Origin of the sequence: Parapedobacter sp. GCM10030251 (assembly GCF_042666505.1) — a bacterium.
GTDB lineage: Bacteria > Bacteroidota > Bacteroidia > Sphingobacteriales > Sphingobacteriaceae > Parapedobacter.
The window spans coordinates 79111-100057 of sequence record NZ_JBHTDN010000010.1; the positions used below are offsets into that span (position 1 = coordinate 79111).

The 20947-nt window shown below is 50.1% G+C and carries 16 protein-coding genes; 11 read left to right on the forward strand and 5 right to left on the reverse strand.

Translation table 11 applies throughout. The features are described 5' to 3' along the window. The first annotated feature begins 78 nt into the window (after nt 1–78). From ACFQRK_RS20415 to ACFQRK_RS20445, 7 genes are all read left to right on the forward strand, one after another. Nucleotides 79–3162 carry a SusC/RagA family TonB-linked outer membrane protein gene (locus ACFQRK_RS20415; protein WP_379009980.1) on the forward strand — a complete coding sequence of 1028 codons (3084 nt, stop codon included), beginning with the start codon at nt 79–81 and terminating at the stop codon, nt 3160–3162. A gap of 11 nt (nt 3163–3173) precedes the next feature. Continuing rightward, the gene (locus tag ACFQRK_RS20420; protein WP_379009981.1) at nt 3174–4691 is read left to right on the forward strand and encodes a RagB/SusD family nutrient uptake outer membrane protein; all 1518 of its coding nucleotides are present in this window, start codon (nt 3174–3176) and stop codon (nt 4689–4691) included. 3 nt (nt 4692–4694) lie between these two features. Continuing rightward, nucleotides 4695–5747, forward strand: a complete 1053-nt coding sequence (locus tag ACFQRK_RS20425; RefSeq protein WP_379009982.1) for a glycoside hydrolase family 130 protein — start codon at nt 4695–4697, stop codon at nt 5745–5747. Nucleotides 5748–5763: 16 nt separating this feature from the next. After that, nucleotides 5764–7026 (forward strand): MFS transporter, encoded by a 1263-nt coding sequence (locus ACFQRK_RS20430; protein ID WP_379009983.1) that lies wholly within the window; start codon nt 5764–5766, stop codon nt 7024–7026. Nucleotides 7027–7028: 2 nt separating this feature from the next. After that, nucleotides 7029–8774 carry a hypothetical protein gene (locus ACFQRK_RS20435; protein WP_379009984.1) on the forward strand — a complete coding sequence of 582 codons (1746 nt, stop codon included), beginning with the start codon at nt 7029–7031 and terminating at the stop codon, nt 8772–8774. A 107-nt stretch (nt 8775–8881) separates the two neighbouring features. Then, entirely contained in the window at nt 8882–11578 is a 2697-nt protein-coding gene (ligD, locus tag ACFQRK_RS20440; protein ID WP_379009985.1) for a DNA ligase D, read from the forward strand. Then, entirely contained in the window at nt 11578–12024 is a 447-nt protein-coding gene (locus ACFQRK_RS20445) for a methyltransferase family protein (RefSeq protein ID WP_379009986.1), read from the forward strand. Before ligD ends, ACFQRK_RS20445 begins: the two co-directional genes overlap by 1 nt. A gap of 3 nt (nt 12025–12027) precedes the next feature. Here ACFQRK_RS20445 and bla read toward each other — a convergent pair whose 3' ends face one another. Beyond that, nucleotides 12028–12783: a subclass B1 metallo-beta-lactamase gene (gene bla, locus ACFQRK_RS20450; RefSeq protein ID WP_379009987.1), complete on the reverse strand. Its 756-nt coding sequence runs from the start codon at nt 12781–12783 to the stop codon at nt 12028–12030. A gap of 61 nt (nt 12784–12844) precedes the next feature. Then, nucleotides 12845–13168 carry an MmcQ/YjbR family DNA-binding protein gene (locus tag ACFQRK_RS20455; RefSeq protein WP_379009988.1) on the reverse strand — a complete coding sequence of 108 codons (324 nt, stop codon included), beginning with the start codon at nt 13166–13168 and terminating at the stop codon, nt 12845–12847. Nucleotides 13169–13688: 520 nt separating this feature from the next. On the opposite strand from ACFQRK_RS20455, the gene ACFQRK_RS20460 reads away from it, so the two are divergent. Both ACFQRK_RS20460 and ACFQRK_RS20465 read left to right on the forward strand, forming a co-directional pair. Beyond that, nucleotides 13689–16001 carry a hypothetical protein gene (locus ACFQRK_RS20460; RefSeq protein WP_379009989.1) on the forward strand — a complete coding sequence of 771 codons (2313 nt, stop codon included), beginning with the start codon at nt 13689–13691 and terminating at the stop codon, nt 15999–16001. 150 nt (nt 16002–16151) lie between these two features. Further along, the gene (locus tag ACFQRK_RS20465; RefSeq protein WP_379009991.1) at nt 16152–16724 is read left to right on the forward strand and encodes a hypothetical protein; all 573 of its coding nucleotides are present in this window, start codon (nt 16152–16154) and stop codon (nt 16722–16724) included. 12 nt (nt 16725–16736) lie between these two features. Here the strand turns inward: ACFQRK_RS20465 and ACFQRK_RS20470 are convergent, their stop codons facing one another. Next, on the reverse strand, nt 16737–17912 hold the full coding sequence (locus ACFQRK_RS20470; protein ID WP_379009992.1) for an amidohydrolase family protein: 1176 nt from the start codon (nt 17910–17912) through the stop codon (nt 16737–16739). A gap of 183 nt (nt 17913–18095) precedes the next feature. Between ACFQRK_RS20470 and rlmN the strand changes: the two genes are divergently transcribed. Together rlmN and ACFQRK_RS20480 are read left to right on the forward strand one after the other, a co-directional pair. Continuing rightward, complete coding sequence (gene rlmN, locus ACFQRK_RS20475; RefSeq protein ID WP_379009994.1) at nt 18096–19160, forward strand: 23S rRNA (adenine(2503)-C(2))-methyltransferase RlmN; 1065 nt, start codon at nt 18096–18098, stop codon at nt 19158–19160. Between the two features lie 30 nt (nt 19161–19190). Beyond that, nucleotides 19191–19856 (forward strand): ComF family protein, encoded by a 666-nt coding sequence (locus tag ACFQRK_RS20480; protein WP_379009996.1) that lies wholly within the window; start codon nt 19191–19193, stop codon nt 19854–19856. Here ACFQRK_RS20480 and ACFQRK_RS20485 read toward each other — a convergent pair. After that, nucleotides 19743–20441, reverse strand: coding sequence for a VanZ family protein (locus tag ACFQRK_RS20485; RefSeq protein WP_379009997.1), 699 nt, complete (start codon nt 20439–20441; stop codon nt 19743–19745). The genes ACFQRK_RS20480 and ACFQRK_RS20485 overlap by 114 nt on opposite strands. Before the next feature lie 111 nt (nt 20442–20552). After that, a complete protein-coding gene (gene gcvH, locus ACFQRK_RS20490) occupies nt 20553–20933 on the reverse strand; it encodes a glycine cleavage system protein GcvH (protein WP_379009999.1) in 381 nt (126 codons plus the stop codon). Nucleotides 20934–20947: the final 14 nt, after the last annotated feature.

Here is a 20947-nt window from a genome sequence, read left to right on the forward strand (position 1 = left end):
AAACCATAGTACAGCGGCTACTCCAGCCATAGGGTTACATTTGCCGTTACCAATTGTACTGTATTAAATTTATGACGAATGGAACCAATTAATCAACTCCTTAACAAGCTGTCCATGTCACTGTTCGTACTGGTAGTTACGCTGGGTTTTACCTATGCGGCACAGCAACCTATCAATGGGCGTGTGATGGATGAACAGGGCCTTCCACTAGCCGGAGCTACCGTGGAACTAAAGGGGGGCACACAAAAAACGAGTACGGATAATGACGGAGTATTTACCATACCGGCTTCGCCGGGAGACATCCTGCTGGTAAGCTTCATCGGTTATGTTCCTCAAGAGATAACCGTTGGCAACGCGACTACGGTTTCCGTGACTCTGCAGCCCTCGGCAAACGACCTGGATGAAGTGGTCGTGGTGGGTTACACCAGCCAACGCCGCACGGATATTTCCGGTGCAGTGGGCAGCGTGGATATGGCAGCCGCGGCAAAGCGGCGGGTACCCGATATCGGACAGATACTGCAGGGCCAGGTGGCCGGCGTGCAGGTGAGCCAAGCCACCGGTGCTCCGGGTGATCCCATCGATATTCGCATCCGTGGTATAGGTACCATCGGCAGCAATGACCCATTGTATATTATCGACGGTGTACCTTCCACCAATTTCACGTTCATCAATCCGCAGGATATCGAGTCAATGAATGTCTTGAAAGATGCCTCTGCGGCGGCAATGTACGGTGCACGTGCGGCGGCCGGGGTCGTGGTGATTACCACGAAGCAGGGTAAGTCAGGCAAAACGAGCTTAGATATTAACTACTTCAACGGCGTGCAGCGTGTAGCAGATCTTCCCCAGATGCTGAACACCCAGCAATACCTAGCCAAGTTGGAAGAGGCTTGGAATAACGCCGGCTACAGTGGCACCAACCCCTATACCGCCGACAAAAGCCGGACGGATCTCGCCAACACCGATTGGCTGGATGAGCTTTTTGAGACCGGCCATTCACAGAACGTACAGCTTACCGCCAGCGGCGGAACCGATAAAGCAAGATATCTGCTTTCCGGCGGGTATTACCGGCAGAACGGCATCGTCGTATATGACAACGACAAATACGAGCGGGTCAACTTCCGGTCCAACGTCAATAGCGACCTTACGGACCGCCTGCGGGTCGGAACCAACTTGCAGTTATCTTATGAACAGCGCAATCCGCTTTCGTCCCGCGGTGATGCGCCGGGAATTATCCGGCATGCCCTGCTGCGACCTCCGGTGCTGAGCGTCTATAAAGATCCCTCGGATCCAACCTACACAGCGGAAGATCCATTTACCGATCTGCCCTTTTACCAGGGAGTGGGCGCCGACCAGCGAAGCAAATACGAGTTGACATCGAACCCAATCGCTCTAGCATACTTTACCGATAACACCCGTTCGCAGTTTAAGACCTTCGGAAACGTGTTTGCCGAATTCGACGTGCTGCGCGATAAGTCGTTAACTTTCAAAACCAATTTCGGTGTCGACCTCAACTTCAACCACAATAAAGCCTTTTTCCGTAATTTCGGCGATGACGATGGCGGCGGAAATGAGGTCGACAAAGGGTTGGGCCGCCAGAACCGGCCTAATACGCTCAATGAGGACCGTGGCGACGATTTCACATTCACCTGGAATAACACACTTAGCTACGACAAGATCTTCGGCGGCAAACATTCCCTCAATGCCCTGGCAGGGACGGAATTTATCCGATTTACGGGCTCTTCCCTCAATGCCTCGCGATCACGCTTCGAATACGAAGACGATGATTTCCGCTACATCGACCTCGGTGGCACGGAACTCGACTTATGGAACGGTGGCATTGGTTCCGAGTGGGCATTGTTTTCGTTATTTGGCACAGCTACGTACGTGTACGACGGACGTTACCTCCTGACCGCTAACCTCCGCGCCGATGCGTCATCGCGTTTCGGGCAAAATAACAAATGGGGGTATTTCCCTTCCGTATCGGCGGGGTGGGTCATTTCACGCGAAGCATTCATGCAACAGGTAGATTGGCTATCCAACCTGAAATTGCGTGTGAGCACCGGATCGCTGGGAAATCAGGCATCGTTGGGAAATTACGACTATCTGACCCTGTATCGCAAAGATGGCGACAACTTTGTCGTGTCCCGTTACGGTAACCCCGACCTGCGGTGGGAAACCACCATCCAGCACAACATCGGGTTGGATGTGGGATTCTTTAACCATGCATTCAGTCTTTCGGCTGACTATTTCATCAAGCAGACCAAAGATATCTTGCTGCCCATTGACCTGCCGGGTCTGGCGGGCGACGTAGACCCTACCGTAGTCAATGCCGGCGAGGTACGAAATGCAGGATTTGAGCTAGGGATCGGATACCGCAACACTACTTCCGGAGGATTTGGATATGCCGTCAATGCCAACCTGGCCACGTTGACCAATGAGGTTAAAAAATTACACGCGAATCGGCCGAATATACCGGGACGCGTGAGCAACACTACCCTTGGCCAGCCGCTGAATGCCTATTACGGTTACCTGATGGAGGGCATTTACCAAAATACCACGGAAATCGCCCAACACCTCCACGGCACCCCAAATCCAGCTGCGATGCCGGGTGATATCCGTTTTAAGGACCTTAATGAAGACGGCGTGATTAACGACCTCGACCGCACGTTCATCGGCAGCCCCATTCCGGACCTTACCTACGGCGTTAATCTATCGGCCGCATGGAAGGGGTTTGATCTGGCGGTATTGGTTCAAGGTGTTTCGGGAATCGATCGTTATAACGACGCCAAAAAAATCCTGGACTATGACACGCGCCCCTTTAACTACACTACGGCGGTATTAGGGAGCTGGAACGGCGAAGGCAGCACCAACCGCATTCCGCGGGTCAGCTTTACCGACAATGGCAGCAGTCACGTGTCCAGCATTTTTGTGGAAGATGCCTCTTATCTGCGACTGAAAAACGTGGAGCTGGGGTATTCATTCGGCGGCTTATTACAACAAACCGGATGGGGTATTCAGAACATCCGGTTATATGCGTCGGGGCAAAACCTGTTTACGCAGACCAAGTACACCGGACTGGACCCGGAATCGACTGATTTGATGGATATGGGTACGTATCCCCTTTCCCGGGCCTTTCTTTTTGGTATACATGTTACGTTTTAATCAGAAAAACCATGAAAACGATAAAAAAGACTTTCCCGATAAATGCCGCTCTGGCTGGTGTGGCTCTTCTTTTTGTGGCCCTTCTATTGAGCAGTTGCGACAAGTACCTGGACCGTCCGCCCATTGGACTGATCGACGAAGGTATGATTACGACCGATCCATCCATTACTACCGTCAGTTCATTAGCTGATGCGGCTTACATTCCGTTATCGTCCACGTTGAACATCCTCGGCAACTGGGATTGGGACAACGGTCTGGTCATCCGCAACGATTTCGTTATGGAAGATATTGCTTCGGGCGATATGCTCAAAAAGTGGGCGCCAGACGGGGATCAGGTGTGGATGGATCAGATCAGCACGTTCAATTTCACTGCGGTGAATCCGGCGTTCAACGGCACATGGATGTATGCGTTTGAGGGAATCGCGCGGGCCAATCGTGCCATCGCCCAGTTGGAAAATGAAGCATTGATGACCCAGATCGGCATGAACATGGCATTGCGAAACCGGTTATTGGGCGAAATGTACTTTATACGGGCTTTCAACTACTTCGGATTGGTTGTCAACTACGGCGACGTTCCGCTGTTATTGAAACCGTTTACGGATTTCAACGAAATTTATGAAGCGGCCAAACGGGCGCCCAAGGACGAGGTATGGCGACAAATAACCGTTGACCTTGACAACGCCGAGGGCCTGCTTCCTGCGGGTAAATACTCCGATACCGACGCTCGGTGGCGCGTCTCGCACGGCGCCGTACTGGCGTTGCAGGCGAAAGCTGCACTTTATAATCAACAATGGCAAACCGTAATAGACAAAGTAAATGCGTTAGACCAATCAGGTTACTATCAACTGAATGTCAACTATTTCGATGCATTCGACGTCAGCAAAGAATTTTCCGAAAATGAGGTGATTTTTGCGTATGACCACCGACCGGGAGTGGTTCCCCGCCGGGGCAACGGTCTTACGGCGCTGATGGGCTGGGGATTTATTGCACCTTCTGAAGATTTCCTTTCGGAATTTGAAGCCAACGATCCGCGACTGGCCTACACCGTGGATACCGAAAACCGAAACGTCTATAAGTTGCTGGGCGCCACCAACGATGGAAACAAAGGCAACGAGGACGCACCCAATAACCGGATTTATATCCGGTGGGCCGACGTTTTACTGTGGAAAGCCGAAGCTTATAATGAACTCGGCGACTACACGGAAGCTATCGGTATTATCAACGAGATCCGTGCACGGGCGCGTACTACACCGGTCCTTGGTGGAGGTACCGTACCGGCCGGTACACTGCCTGATCGCAACGTGGCCGTAACCGACAAAGCACAGATACAGCAGTGGATTGACCATGAGCGCCGCGTGGAGCTGGGTTTTGAAGGTCATCGGTTCAGCGATCTCCGCCGTTGGGGCACAGCCAAGGCGGTGCTGACCGCCCTGGGCAAAAATTTTCAGGATCGCAATTATCTCTATCCCATCCCGCAGGGCGAAATAGATAAATCGGCGGGCACCATCACGCAAAACCAAGGTTACTAGAAAATGCTGACGAATTCCGATATTTCTATCCGTTTTGAACAAAATCCTCTGTTATCTCCAGCAGATCTTCAGCCCTCTACACCGGGGCTGGAGATTGCCTGCCTACTCAATCCTGGCGTATTCCGGTATCAAGGTAAGACCTGGCTCATCGTCCGGGTTGCCGAGCGCCCTCCTCAGCGGGAGGGTACACTCTCCTTCCCGGTGTTGAAACCCGAAGGCGGTATCGAAATCATTACCCTTCCGGCCAATGATCCCGACTTGGATGCTTCGGATCCTCGGGTAATTAACTTCCGGGGCGTTGATTACCTCACCACACTTTCGCATTTCCGGTTATTGAGTAGCCAAGACGGCATTACGTTCCGCGAAGAACCTGGCTATGGTCCGTTGTGGGGCAAAGGAATTTATGAAACCTTCGGCATTGAAGATTGCCGCGTAAGCCAGTTGGACACCGGGTATTACCTGACCTTTACCGCGGTATCGCCGAATGGCGTGGCTGTGGGGCTGAGCACCACCCAAAACTGGCAGGATTTTATGAGCCACGGACTGATTTTCCCGCCCCACAATAAGGATTGTGCCTTGTTCGAGGCTAAAATCGACGGCTACTATTACGCTTTCCACCGTCCCAGCAGCGTCGACCTCGGCGGCAACTACATCTGGCTCGCCCGTTCGCCTAACGGCATTCATTGGGGCGAACATAAGCTCATCGCGCGTACGCGGAGTGGATATTGGGACAGTCGACGGGTGGGTGCGGGTGCTGCTCCCATCCGTACCGATCGGGGATGGTTAGCCATCTACCACGGTGCCGATGCCAATCACCGCTATTGTCTGGGGGCACTGCTGCTCGACCTCGAAGATCCATCGATCGTCCTCGGCCGTAGCGAGCAGCCCATTATGGAGCCCACTGCGCCTTATGAGACGACCGGCTTTTTTGGGCACGTGGTGTTTACCAATGGGCATGTGGTCGATGGGGATCGGCTGACGATCTACTATGGCGCCGCAGACGAACATGTTTGCGGTGCCCATTTTTCCATTCGTGAGATTCTCGATACCCTCTGACTTAATCCGCTGCAATATGTTCAATAAACTTCGGGCAGAGGCCGCCCATTTCCGGCAGCAACCGCGTAACTTCCGGGTGCTGGTGTTAACCAACCTCATTTATGCATTTGTCCTGCCGGTCATCGATATCTTCGTCGCTGCATACGTAATGCGCAATTCCAACGACCCGGTCAAGGTGGTGGTTTATCAATTGACCATCTATACCGGTATTCCACTCACATTCCTGCTCAACGGGTATTTGCTCAACCGCATCAACATCAAAACGCTGTATTCAGTTGGGATGATGCTCAGCGCGGTGTCCATGACGATTATGATGTCACTGAAAACCTTGGACATTGCCGGTATCGCGGTCGCCGGACTGACCATGGGCATGTCTTTTGGATTTTACTGGGCCAATCGGGATTACCTGGCTCTGGCTATTACGCATGACGGGAACCGCAATTACTACTATGGACTGGAAACCTTTTTCTATACCCTTATCGCCGTATTGGTTCCCATTGGGATCGGATGGTTCATTGAATGGGTGGGCCATACGGGCGGCGAGGCTAATGCGGCCTACCGCATCGTAACACTGGCGGTGTTCATCACAACGGTGATCGCGTCGGTCATGTGTTTCCGCGGCACGTTCAGCAATCCAGCCCGGCAGCGTTTCATTTATTTCAAATTTCACCCGCAATGGTACCGTTTGCTGTTACTCGCATCCCTGAAAGGACTCGCTCAGGGGTTTCTGGTTACGGCACCGGCCATGTTGATTATGCGGTTGGTGGGACAGGAAGGTGCTCTCGGTACCGCGCAATCCGTGGGAGCCATTGTCGCCGCGATCACTATGTATATCCTCGGTCGCCGAACCCAACCGTCACACCGCTTACTCATCTTCGGCATCGGATTGGGGTGTTTCACATTGGCCGCCCTGATCAACGGTCTGCTTTTTAATGCCTTCGGCGTACTGCTGTTCATGCTATTTTTGCTGATCGCCAAACCCTTGCTGGATCTGGCCTATTTCCCGATTCAATTCCGTGTAATCGACATCCTCAAACGCATTGAAAACCGGCATGAATTTGCCTACATTCTCAACCACGAAGCCGGGCTCTATACCGGCAGGCTGCTTGGGGCATTTACCTTCATCGCACTGGCTGTCTACATAAGTGAAGAAGCAGCCCTCCGGTACGCCATTATCCTGATCGCATTGTTACAATTATGTTCTATTTTTGTTGCCAAACGCCTTTTGCGCGGCAACACCGAGCTGAGCAAGCAGTTGCCGGCCGATAAACCCTATTGATTATGTTTCGAAATTCCATCTTTTTATTCATCGCCGGTCTTTGGCTGGTGTCCTGCTTCAAATCTCCGGCGATCCAAGGCACGGCCGTCGCACAACGGCGGCTGCCGCGTATCGACTCCATGGCGCAACTTCCGCAGCCACTCAATGTCATCGATTGGCGAATGATGGCCGAGGCTTATGACAGTACCGTATATGATTTTAAGGCTCAAGGCGAATATTGGCCCTTGATTTGGATGGATAGTACAAACAAGAATTTCGATCAGCCCACGTTGGGATTATACACCGCCATGGGCGATGCACGCCAGGGTTTACAAAACAACAAGGGTATGTTTCATGAATCGCTGGCGACGATGGGCGGCGTGCTGGGAGCGACGTTGGTTGGCATCGATAAACAAAACCAGGATGGCATGAACTACGTGGGCATGCTTCGCAATTACTTCAATAAAGACAACGGGTGGAACATCATGATGAACAACACCGCTCCGGAAGTTGCGCTGCTGGGCGGCGGCTATGGGCGCGACTGGTGGTATGATGTGTATCCCAATATGCTGTTTTACGCAATCTGCGACCGTTACCCCGACGAAGCGGGTTTCGATACGTTAGCATATCGGATTGCCGAACAGTTTTACCGGGCCGATTCGGTACTTGCAGGTAATTACAGCCATACATTCTTCGATTATGCACGGTTGAAGCCGGAATCCAATTGGATCTGTGCGCAGGAAGATGCCGCCGCCGGACATGCGTGGGTATTGTACGCAGCCTACCGGAAGTTCGGCGATCGCCGCTACCTGGAAGCCGCACAACGGGCCCAACGGGCACTCGAATCGCAACCCGAAAACCGCTTTTACGAAATTCTGATGCCGTATGGGGCCTATACCGCTGCACGGATGAACGCCGAACAGAGTACAGATTTTGACGTTCAAAAGATTCTGGAATGGACATTTAACGGCACATCGGTATGCCGCAAGGGATGGGGTGTTTTGGTGGGACAATGGAACGGGTTTGACATCTCCGGCATTGTAGGTAGCACCGTAGACCACGGCGGATATGGGTTTTTGATGAACACCTTTGACACCGCAATCCCGCTGGTGCCGATGGTCCGGTATGACCAGTCTTATGCCACGGCCATCGGCAAATGGATGCTTCATGCCGCCAATGCCGCCCGCCTCTTCTATCCGCAATACATTCCGGCCGGGCATCAGACCATTCCCCAGCTTGCCTCCGTGACCAAAGGTGTCATCGGATATGAAGGACTGGTAAAGGAATCGACATTTGACCGCTATAAACACATTCCGGCTCCTCTCGCCCAAGGCGATGGCCCCAACTGGGTGCCTGGCAAAAACCCCGACGTATCCCAGTTCAGTGTATATGGCAGCGCCCATGCCGGCGTATTCGGAAGCATCATCCACCGTACCGATGTCGAAGGCATCCTACAGCTCGACCTGTTGGCTACTGATTTTTTCAGGGATCGGGCCTACCCCACTTACCTCTGTTATAATCCCTACGGTGAAAACCGGGAGGTAACCCTTTCGTTGCCCCCCGAAAGTGGCGCGGTAGACCTTTACGATGCAGTACAGGCCCGTTTCATCGCCCATAACGTATCCGGCAAGGCAAAAGTGAGACTTCTCCCTGAAGGGGCGGCCGTCTTAGTAGTGGTGCCTACGGGAGCCGAACTCCGACAGGAAAATGGCAAGTTATTGGCCGGTGATGTGGTAATCGATTACCGATTTGGCGAGGCCCTTCAATAGCGGCCTCCCGGTTTATGCATAAGACGAGCTCTTATGGCGAGACGCTGAAGAATACCCGATCCACTTTTCTTAAAACTGAATCGTCCTACTTCTGTTATTAAGAGGCTATGACGCTCGATCAGTACCGGAAAAAGAGGGATTTTAAAAAAACCAGCGAACCAAGGGCAGGTAAAAGTCCCGACAGGAAGCTACTTACCTTTGTCGTGCAAAAACACGACGCTTCAAGGTTGCACTATGACTTCCGCCTCGAAATGGGCGGTGTGTTGAAAAGCTGGGCAGTACCTAAAGGTCCTTCTACGGATCCACAGACCAAAAGGCTAGCCATGCAGGTGGAAGATCATCCCATGGATTATCGGTTATTTGAGGGCATTATCCCCAAAGGCGAATATGGTGGAGGCACGGTCATCGTATGGGATGAGGGCACGTATGAACCGATTGAGCCATTGAAGACCAAGAAAGCGCAGGAAAAACACTTGCTGGAACAACTTCACAAAGGTTCGCTAAAAATCCGGCTGCACGGCCAAAAGCTGAAAGGGGAATATGCGCTGGTCAAGACATCGGGCATGGGCGAAAATGGCTGGCTGCTGATCAAGCACAAAGACGAGTACGCTCACAAATCTGATGTCACGAAAAAGGACAAATCAGTGCTTTCCGGAAAAACCATCGCTGCCGTGGAAAAAAGCAGTGACAAGGTATGGCTAAATGGACGTGAAACGGATGCTAAAAAGCCCAGAACAAACAGGAAAACCGTTAAGAAAACCACGAAGGATGCCGACGAGCATCTTGCGGAGGATGTCGACGAAAGCACCGTACCGAAAAAACTCGATGTGGCTGCCTTATTAAAAAACGCACCGAAATCCTCCGCTCCCGAAAACGTCAAACCCATGAAGGCCACCCTTATTGACGAACCTTTTGATGATCCAGATTGGGTATACGAGGTGAAATGGGATGGTTACCGGGCGATTGCCCGGGTTACGAAAACCGGCGTAAAGCTGGTCTCACGGAATAGCATTCCATTTGACAAATATTACCCCATTCTTGATCTGCTGAAAACATGGCGCATCAATGCCGTAATTGACGGTGAAATCGTCGTATTGGATGACAAAGGGCTATCAGACTTCGGTGCGTTGCAGAACTGGCGGAGTGAAGCGGATGGAAACTTGGTGTACTATGTTTTTGACATCCTGTGGTACGAAGGAAAAAATCTGATGGATTTGCCTCTTTTTGAACGGCAGGCCATTCTGCAGGACATTTTGCCCACCGACGATAAGCGCATGCGTCTGAGCAAGGTGTTTGCCGCACGCGGCATTGAGTTTTTCGACGCTGCTGAACAGGTAGGGTTGGAGGGGATCATGGCCAAAAAAGCCGATAGCAGGTACACCTCCGATCTCCGGTCGAAAGAGTGGTTGAAAATAAAAGTACAGCGGCGTCAGGAAGTCGTGATCGCAGGATTCACACGAAACGAAGGTACCTCCAAGGCATTCAGCGCCCTGGTATTAGGCGTGTACGACGGAAAGACGCTACGCTATGCGGGTAAAGTGGGAACTGGATTTTCAGACAAACAGCAGCAGGATATGATGAAGCTATTCAAGCCGCTGATCACACCTGAAAGTCCTTTCGATACCGTACCGGACGTGGACAAGCCTTCCCGTTTCCGACCCCGCCGCCTGGGTGCCAAGCCAACCTGGTTGAAACCCAAACTGGTGTGCGAGGTCAATTATGCCGAGGTGACCAGCGAAGGGGTGTTCCGCCAGGCTTCCTTCAAGGGCATGCGCGAAGATAAAGATGCCGATAAGGTGGTATTGGAAAAACCGGCTGATGCCGATAAGACTGTGGCAGAGGCAGAAAGCAAGGCACCAACGGACCGACGCACTCTTTTGAACCCGCGGGAAGAAACGCAAACCCGTAAAATCAATGGCAAGGAGCTGAAGTTTACCCACCTGAGTAAGGTATACTGGCCCGGCGAAGGCATCACCAAGCGCGACCTGTTCAACTACTATTACCGCATGGCGGAATACATCCTGCCTTACCTGAAAGACCGCCCGATGTCATTAAACCGCTTTCCAAATGGCATCAACGGGCCTAGCTTCTATCAAAAAGATGTGAAGGGAAAGGCTCCGGAATGGGTTACCAAGACGTTCCCCTATGTGACCAGTGAAGGCGAACACAAAGAATACCTCGTAGGCGATGATGAGGCCACGTTACTGTGGATGGCTTCCTTGGCCTGCATCGAGATGAATCCTTGGTTCAGCCGCATCCAGTCGCCGGACAATCCGGACTATTGCGTAATCGACCTTGATCCCGACAAAAACACCTTTGAGCAGGTAATCCAAGCTGCACAGGAAGTCAAAAAAGTGCTGGACGCCTTGGAAGTGCCCGGATATGCAAAAACATCCGGTTCCACGGGCATCCACGTCTATATTCCACTGGGCGCGAAATATACATACGATCAATCTCAGCTTTTTGCCAAGATAATCGTTAACCTTGTACACGAACAGCTGCCCGACTTCACTACGCTGGAGCGAAAAGTGAGCAGCCGCAAAGGTAAAATGTACCTGGATTTTTTGCAGAATAGACCGGGGGCTACCATTGCCGGGCCGTATTCGTTACGCCCGAAGCCGGGCGCTACGGTTTCCATGCCGTTGGCATGGGATGAGGTAAAGCCGGGCCTGAAAATGAAAGATTTTACCATTCACAATGCCCACGATCGCATGAAGGAAACCGGCGATCTTTTTAGCGGGGTACTGGAAAAAGGAATCGATTTGAAAAAGACGATTAAGAAAGCGCAATCGGCTCTTGAGTGATGAAATCCAAACTAACACCCGACATCTACTTTATCGGTTCAATTGCGCTATCCATTTTTTTTGATTCGATTATCCCTATATGGGAACTCATTCCTGATCGGTATGCCTGGGTAGGCGTCTTACTGATCGCCGCCGGAGCCTTACTAGTTTATGCGACCAATTTTGTCTTGCTGAAAAAGAAGACGTCCACACGACCTTTCGGCAGACCAACCGTATTGATCACCACGGGGCCCTTCAAATGGAGCCGCAATCCGATATACATGGGGATGACCGTTGTCCTGATTGGCATAGCTACGGTATTGGGATCGTTATCGGCCTTTATTTTTCCGATAATTTTTACGGTTTTGGTACATCGGCGCGTTATTCCGGTCGAAGAGTACTACCTTCAAAAACGGTTCGGCGAAGCGTATCTCACCTATAAAACGCGGGTGAAGCGCTGGATTTGATGATCAATCGTCGCGATAACGCTTAAACAGCTCGATGGTGTAATCCAAAAGAGAGGTTCCTCCGGGAGTACCGTGGCCGGGAATGATAAGCTTAGCGTCCGGATATTTAGCCTTCACCTTAATACCGGTCAGTGCCCAGTGACTGACTGTTGCATCTTCCAAATTTCCCTCCGAAGCGCCGAGTTCCTTGACCAAACAGCCTCCAAAGAGGACACGCGCCGCCGGGAAGTAACCGACTACATTATCTTTGGTGTGCCCTTCGCCGATAAAATCCGCCACTACGTTCTCATCCCCGATTTTTAGTTCAAGCTGTCCGGTAAACCCATGTTGGGGAACGGGCGATTGACTTGCCCGAGCGAGTTGTATCGTCAGCTTATTAGCATAAGAAGGAATGCCTTGGCGGTGAAATTCCTCCAATCCACCCAAACAATCCCAGTGAAAATGGGTCGCAACCACCGCCTTGATGTGGCATTCTAACTGATTTTGCACCCATCGAATCAGCACCGCCGATACGCTGTCGGTGGTGGGCGTGTCAAAGATTACGGCTTCACCCATATGCATCGCGATCATGCCATTGCAGGGTACCTTGCCGAAGTCGTTGGTCTCCAGAAAACAGGTATGCATATAGACACCGTCGGCAACCTTCCGGATAATCAGGTCATCGGATACCAGGCTGTCTTTGCTTGTCTCCGCCTGGGCATCTTGTCCACAGAACAGGAATATGCTGAGAAAAAAGGAAAATATGTGCAGCTTTCGCATGATCGTTACTTGAATGTATGCTAGGTTGGGCATGGTCCGCCAATGGCCACAAATCGCTATCTTACTTCTTTTGCCGGAGCACGTCTTCGTAAGCGGACATCAGCGCTTCCATTACCACCTCCCTGGCGACATCGTTCAGATTGAATGTAGTGGCACCTTTTTCGCCCCACTTATTGGGAACGGGATAGATGTTAACCGTATCCATCGAACAAAATAAAGCTTGCTCACTGGGCGTAAGGAAGATATTGGCCGTATTGTCCGCAGCCAGATAGCTGGCAAACATACGCTTTCCGATGACACGGAATCCGGTCCGTTCAAAATGAGGCCGCTGCTCCGTCCCAGGGAAAGACAACGCCATTTTGGTAAATGCATCTCCGCTGATCATGTCGTTTGGTATCTTTTTCCGGCTGATAGCCGTCGTTTATTTCAATTATCTAACGCCGTCTACGCGTTATCCGTGTAGTAACGTGCTGTTTTTCACCCTGACAGTCGCGACACGAAACGTAGAATTGATCAAGAATCCTTTTCTTGGGCGAGCGGCGGTAACCACCCTATCTCTCACTAGACAAACTTAATCATATTCGTTTTTAACAGAAAATTTTATTCACCGTTGCTGGGGTCAGGCCTGGCAGTTGGCTTCTAAAATCGCCTCTCAAATACCGATTTTTAGGTATTGCTTTTTTGTCTCTTATCCCCGAATTTTATTTTGATTTTAAAGTAATCTTCTTGATCACTAAGCGTTTGTTGGTTTGCGAGACCCAGAAATGGGTAAACCCACTGGTCGGTACGTGTACCGGCCAGTTCTTGACGAACCTCTGACCAAAGACTAAGCCGGGATCGGCATATAAACCGACGGCATATCACCCCATGCAGTAATGATAAGTGGGTAATGAATCCAAATTAAAATGAACAGGTTATATAAATTCCTACTGAAATTATACAACACCATCAAGCTTAACCTATTTTATGTTTTGCTGTCGCTCCTAGTGCCAGTCATCCTATGGAAGGTTCAGGTGGGCAGGGATATTGTCGTGAGTTTGGCGGAGCCTCCGCAACACGGCTATGTTAATCTCCCGCTGCTGATCGCCTCGTTTTCGCTATTGGCGCTGAGCAATTGGGCAATCCCCGTGTTGGCAATCGACATCTGGCGGATCCTAACCCGGAGGCATGCCAACCCACAATCGTTGTACAGCGGCCTCATCGCACTGTACAATGGCGACTCGGTAGAAGGTAAGCAACAATTCCCAATACGCTATTTTGCTAGTCTTCCCTGGGTAATTTTTCTCTACGTAACCGTTGTATCTTTTTTTCCTACCCGGCCCTTTATTGGAATAGGGGTCCTTGTCCTGTTGATGGCTGGAATTTTTCTATTGGATTGGCGATACCGGAATAAACGGGTACCGCGTGTCTTTCAACGTCTTTGGGATAATGCGACGGATGGAAATGTTAGGGCGGCCCGTAGCAAGGCGCGCCAATACGTCGCGTCAATGGCGCTGCTTTTTTTGCTTTTCCTTTTTTTGATCGGCTTTATTGGTTATGGACTGCGTTCCAGCCGGATGGGATCGACAGCCTTAATTGTAGGTGCCAACTTCATCGGTATCCTGCTAAACTATGCGTATATGAAATTCGCGGAAAATGTGGATGTAAAAACCATCAGTTTGTCCTACTATGTAAGCAAATACATCCATATCTGTTCGTTGTCCTGCATGCTGTTGCTGGCTGTGCTGCTGCAATCCAGCAATAGTCGCGGGTGGCCGGTCGAAATCGGCTTTTTTTCCCCTATCTTTATTTTGATCACGGCAATCTCCCTATTCCTCTTTTTTGCAGATATCTTCATTACAGCACAACTTAATCTCACTTGGATTCACAATGGGCAACCGTCAGGCCGTCCCGTATGGATCTGGTACAGCCCCCTGATTCGGATCGTTGCGCTGGGTTTCATATTCCTGTTCTTCTTTAACTCCGTTAATTCACATCGCATCCGCAAACAGTTCATCCATTCCGGTCAGGTGTTCACTACAGATGTCAGACCTTCTCTGACCGCATACTTCGACCAGTGGTTGCAAGATCGAGCGGCCCGTGCCGGGGACACGCTGGACGTATACCTTGTATCCGGACAAGGGGGTGGGTCGCGCGCTGCCGTGTGGCTTTTTATGGCCATGAACTACCTAGACAGCTTAAAAAGCACGCCTTCCCATCGGTTTGCCGAAAATGTGTTTTCCATATCTACTGTCTCCGGATCAACGTCCGGTGCGGCGATGTACCTGGCCGATCGTTACCTGAACGTACCCGCAAGGCCAGCATCCGTAGCCCCGCGTATGAAAACTCTGTACGCCCGGAATTACCTGAGCAGCTCCTTTTGGGGCGCATTGATCGGCGATGGTTTCGAGGGAATCAAATACGAGGTTTCACGCCGATTATGGGGGAGTCAACAAGCATTTCCAAAAGACCGAAATTACTTTTTCCAGCAAGAGGAGATACGGGGCTATACAGAAGCCACGCCCGCATTGGATGCGGACCAAGCTAACGCCTTTTTCAAAAGCGACTATCTCTCGCCCTACCTGACTAGAAAGAACACACCATCAGGGTTGATGAGCGACTCGATGAAATTCGACACGGCCTTGCCGCTCTTTTTTATCAATTGCGCTATCGTGGAAACCGGACAACGCGGTGTATTCGCTCCGGTAAATCTGGAGAGCTTCAGTCTGGGAACGGACCTATATGCGCTATTTAGACAATATCATCCTGACTATCAAATTCCTCTGATCGCCTGTGTAAACCAAAGCCAGGCCTTCCCGATTATCAATGCATACAACTACCTGGATGGAGCGGGTCGGCTGATCGACGGCGGAATCTATGAGAATTCCGGCACAACAACCACACTTGAAATCTATGAAACACTGCGCCGTCATCAAAATGCCAAACCCAATGCACCTTTCAAAGTGCGGTTTATTTGTATCAACATTGTGAATACCAACATGGATGCCGCAAAAGACGAAGTTCGCTTTCGCCCAGCTTCGGTACTTAACACGCTCACTGCGGCCTTCCAAAGTCCGTTTGGCGGACACGAGCAATTCAGCTATCGGAATATCTTACGGCGAGTAGTTGCTCCCGATACCGCATATTCCTTTCCTTTGGATAAGCCCGTGCCCCTCACACGTATGTTACCTGCGGCAGCAATTGACACGATGTACGTATCGCTGCGCGCGATGAAATAACAAGCATACCGTCGAAGCGACTCGATCAACCGGTTTGTCGTACTTGCCGCACGCGAGCGGATGCCTGCGGAAATATGGGTAAGATTGCCAACTTACAAAAGTTTGGTTACCTTCGCAAAGTCGGGCAACAGCTTTAGCAATGGTACACAATTGAAGACAACAATCGCAAAATTGATTTCTACGCTTGGTCATCCGTTTTTGACCGTTCCGGTGTTTGTCGTTTTTCTGTTGTTCAGCATCGAATCGGCCCGACAAGCCACTTACCTTTCCCTACTGATTATTGGCGGTATTTTTGTCCCGATCGGAATCACTACGTTGCGGGGGGTACGTAAAGGAAGGTATACCAACCTGGATGTATCGGACCAAGCCCAGCGGCAAAAATGGTTTATTACCACAACGCTCCTATTGTTCGTGGTTACGTTAATCATTTGGTTAACCAACCAGGACAGGACGTTACGGTTAGCGGTAACATGCGCGTTGGTTCTGCTGGTCATGGCCCAAGTGGTTAATACCCGCGTAAAAGCTTCCATGCACCTGGCTTTCCACGTTTTTCTCGGCTTTTTGATTCTCCATTTCAACGGGATTGCAGGGATTGCCTTTTTGCTATTTGCTCCGCTGCTCGCGTGGTCGAGAATTCATCTGAAACGCCATGTATGGAAAGAAATCGTCGTCGGTGTTATCCTTGGAGCGGTATTGGGAGCTGCCTTTTGGCTCGTGAATTAAATTTATTAATCTCTAAATCAGACGCACGACTTCCGTGTCAGGTGTGATGGTAAGCCCATCGGTTTCCGTAAGCAGATTAAGTCCGGGCGCTTTACCGATTTCCAATGATCCGTATTTTCCGGCAATCCCCAGAAACAGAGCTCCATTGAGCGTAGCCCACTTGATTGTTTCGCTAAAAAGAAGTTCAGGAAAATGTTGGTGCAAAGTTTTCAGTTCGGACAGGATACAAAGACGATCATTGGAAGCGAGGCTGTCCGTACCCAAAGTGATTTTATGACGATAGGCCACAAAATTTCTCAACTTTGGGAGAACACCTTCGATATACAGATTTGCATTGGGGCAAAAACACCAGGAGACATTTCGTTCGAGACGTTCGATAAAAAAAATATCCTTGGGCGAGGTGTACGTGTTGTGTACCAATAAAACCGGTGTCTCAGGTGATATATAGGACATAAAGGTTTGCAGGGAGTTCCGCGCCTGAGCCCTGAATCCGGAAATGTCCCGGCCAAGCGCTTGATAGAAATCTAAAAACTGGCCAACCTTATAGCGGAACAGTCGATTTTCCTCCTCGCTTTCCTGATTGTGCACACTGAGGGATTTATTTGATCGAATGGCCTCCTCGTTGAGCAGCCGAAACAACTCCTTGGACACCGAGTAGGGTGCATGCGCCGTGATAGAAACCGCTTCATTAGAAAAAAGATGACGGATTTTCCGGGCTTCAGCCAGTTTTTGGGAGGCGGTATCGGGTTCGAATCCGATAACTTCTATAAACGTATGATAGTGAATGCTGCTACGGGCTTTTACCGCAGCCGACAGGTTTGTATTTGCATGATCTCCAACTGCTACAATTCCATTGTTATAAAGCTGGGCATCGGCTGCTTCCATAGCCTTTTGGACTAGGCGCTCGTCGGCCGCACGCAAAGAAATAACCCGCTGAAGAAAAGGAACCAGCCCGGTACCTTTGGGAATAACTCCCAACATATGCGACAGTTCCAAGTGACAATGTGCATTGACAAACCCAGGTACTATAATCCCTTCTTTCCGGTTGATCGCCCGACCCTGAAGGTTGGGGTGGTTCGGGAGATAAACCCCTTCAATGACGCCGTCTTCCGTTACTTCGACAACGCCATTCTTGATGGCTTCGCTGGTAACGGGCACGATATAATCCGCAGAAAAAAAAGTGTTCATAGCATGCTCGGTTTTCCTGTCCTTCGGAAGTTACCTCCAAAAGCGATGTCCATGGTATAGCCAACTATATATCGCGTCATTCAGGCTAGGTTTAATTTGAAAAACAACCAATCGCAAATATGCGTTTTTTTTGGTGTTTAACCAAAAAGTTTAACAAAATGGAAAAAGCCGTATCTTTGTACCGTGGTTGAAGGAAAATCCAAAATTGATATTCGCAAGCTGACCCAGGATCAAATCCGCGGCCATTTGGCTTCCATGGGAGAACCCGTGTTTCGGGCCAAACAAGTTTATGAATGGCTTTGGAAGAAGTCGTGCACCGATTTCGACCACATGAGCAATCTAGGCAAATCGCTGCGTGATTTATTGAAACAGAGTTTTGCGATTAACGCGGTTAGCGTAAGGCAAGCGCAGCATAGTGCAGATAGTACGATCAAAAGCAGCTTTGTGTTGTATGACGGCAACATTGTGGAGGGAGTGTTGATTCCTGCACCCGACCGGATGACGGCCTGCGTGAGTTCACAGGTTGGCTGCAGCCTCACTTGTAAATTTTGCGCAACGGGCTATATGGACCGTAAACGTAACCTCAACGCCGACGAGATCTATGATCAGGTAGTGCTCATTGGCAAGCAAGCCCAAGCGCATTATGGGCAACCGCTCACCAACATCGTCTATATGGGCATGGGGGAACCTCTGCTCAATTACGCCAACGTACTTGCATCCATTGAACGCATTACAGCCGTAGACGGATTGAATATGGCCGCGAAGCGAATTACGGTATCCACTGCGGGGATTGCCAAGATGATCAAAAAACTGGGTGATGACCAGGTTCGTTTCAACCTTGCCTTGTCCTTACATGCGGCTAACGACCGGAAACGTAATGAAATTATGCCCATCAACGAACAGAATTCATTGCGGGCGTTGGCGGAAGCACTGAAATATTATTACGCGAAGACTAAAAATCCCGTTACTTACGAATACATTGTATTCAACGGATTCAATGATGACCTTACTGACGCGCAAGAATTAGCTGCGTTTTGTAAGCATCTTCCCTGCAAGGTAAACATCATTGAGTATAATCCGATTGCTTTTGCAGACTTTGAAAACGCATCTGCGGATAAAATAGATCGTTTTGCCGACCATTTACGTAAAAAAGGCATTATCACAAACATCCGACGGAGCAGGGGCAAAGATATTGATGCAGCATGCGGCCAATTAGCTATTAAGGAAACGGAAAAACCATTGGCCTAAGAAAAACCGTTAGTGTGAGAAATACAGATCATGATCAGCCGCTACCTAACCGACCTAACCTCGCTTTTTTTTCCAAGAACGTGTGCAGGCTGTGATACCCCGCTGGTTTATGGGGAAAAGCTCATTTGCACATCCTGCTGGTATCATCTGCCATTTACTCTCTTACATAACGGGACCGACAACCTTAGTACGGGGCAATGCGCTTCGTTCTTTTCATTTCTGGATTCCTCACGTGTGCAACGGATTATTTACCAGCTAAAATACCGAAACCGCCCTGAAATTGGCAGCTTTCTTGGTGAGAAGTACGGTATCCTGCTGTGTGAAATACCGCCTTTTAACGAGGCCGATGTGATCGTACCCGTGCCCTTGCACCCCATAAAACTTCGTAAACGGGGATATAACCAAAGTGCCTTTTTCGCTCTGGGACTTTCGCATTCCATGCAGAAGCCCCTTGCTGAACGGTGTTTAGTTCGACATCGGGCCACGCCAAGTCAAACCACGAAAAATCGATATCAGCGACACGAGAATATGGAAGCCGCCTTCCGGCTTAATGAGGCGGAAGCACCTGTCGGAAAACATGTGCTATTGGTTGACGATGTACTGACCACAGGAGCGACCTTGGAAGCCTGCTCTACCGTTCTCCTGATGGGCGGAGCGACTCAAGTAAACGCCGTCACCATCGCCAAAGCTTTGTAGCGACGTGCGATGGGCAGTGAGCGGCGAATAACGATGAACAGGCGGGCACTTGCATCCCTTGCGAAAAATCCCGCACGCCGACAAATTCACCATGACTACCGCACCGATTGCAAAAGGAATTACACGGGTATTTACGCGATACGAGTTGTGTAGTAATAGATAAGCAAACACACCCATTCCCGTACCTACCCCGTCGGCAAAAAGGTCCCAAACCTCAGCAGAACGGTACGTGAATATTTTCCATTGCAAGAACTCTGTGAACAGCGCAAACAAAGAAGAAAAAATAATGACGCGGATCGTAATTCCCCAAGACGGTCGGGATGTACCCGCTTGCCGGATGGCCCCATAATACAGCAACACCGTGAAGACAAAAAAGAAACCGCTATGAACCAGTTTATCGATTCCAGGGAATTTTGGGACACTGTCAGTGCTCTCAGATGGGATGCCGCACAGTATCAAGACAACCACTGCCCATAGCATCGCCCAACCATAATGCTTCATACGCTCTGTTTTGACTGCTAGGCATCCATTATAATGCCAAAAAAACGCTCGGCTTGTTGGTTGACAAATACCCGCGTTCTTCATCAGAAAATAAATTTGTTCCTAAAGGCCTGATGGAGCCTGCATTTTCATTTGCACCGTTTGTTTTAAGTGGCAATGAAGCTTTCGATTCCGCAGGGTTCATCATTCGTATTCTTAGGCAGATACCTGCGCTTCGTAGTCGGCGGCTGAAAGTAGTCCCGCAACATCTGCTGTATCATTCAATTTTACGCGCACCAACCAACCTTCGCCATAAGGGTCTTGGTTAACCAACTCCGGCGAACCATCTATTTTTTCGTTGACAGACAGCACGGTAGCCGATACGGGCATGAACAAGTCCGATACGGTTTTCACTGCCTCTATCGTGCCGAATACCTGATCCTGAGCCACCTCCTCACCAATTGTGTTTATATCGATAAATACGATATCGCCGAGCTCACGTTGAGCAAAATCGGTAATGCCAACAACGGCTTCATCGCCTTCAATACGAATCCATTCGTGATCTTTGGTGTATTTTAAATCTGTCGGAAAAGTCATGGAAATATAATTTG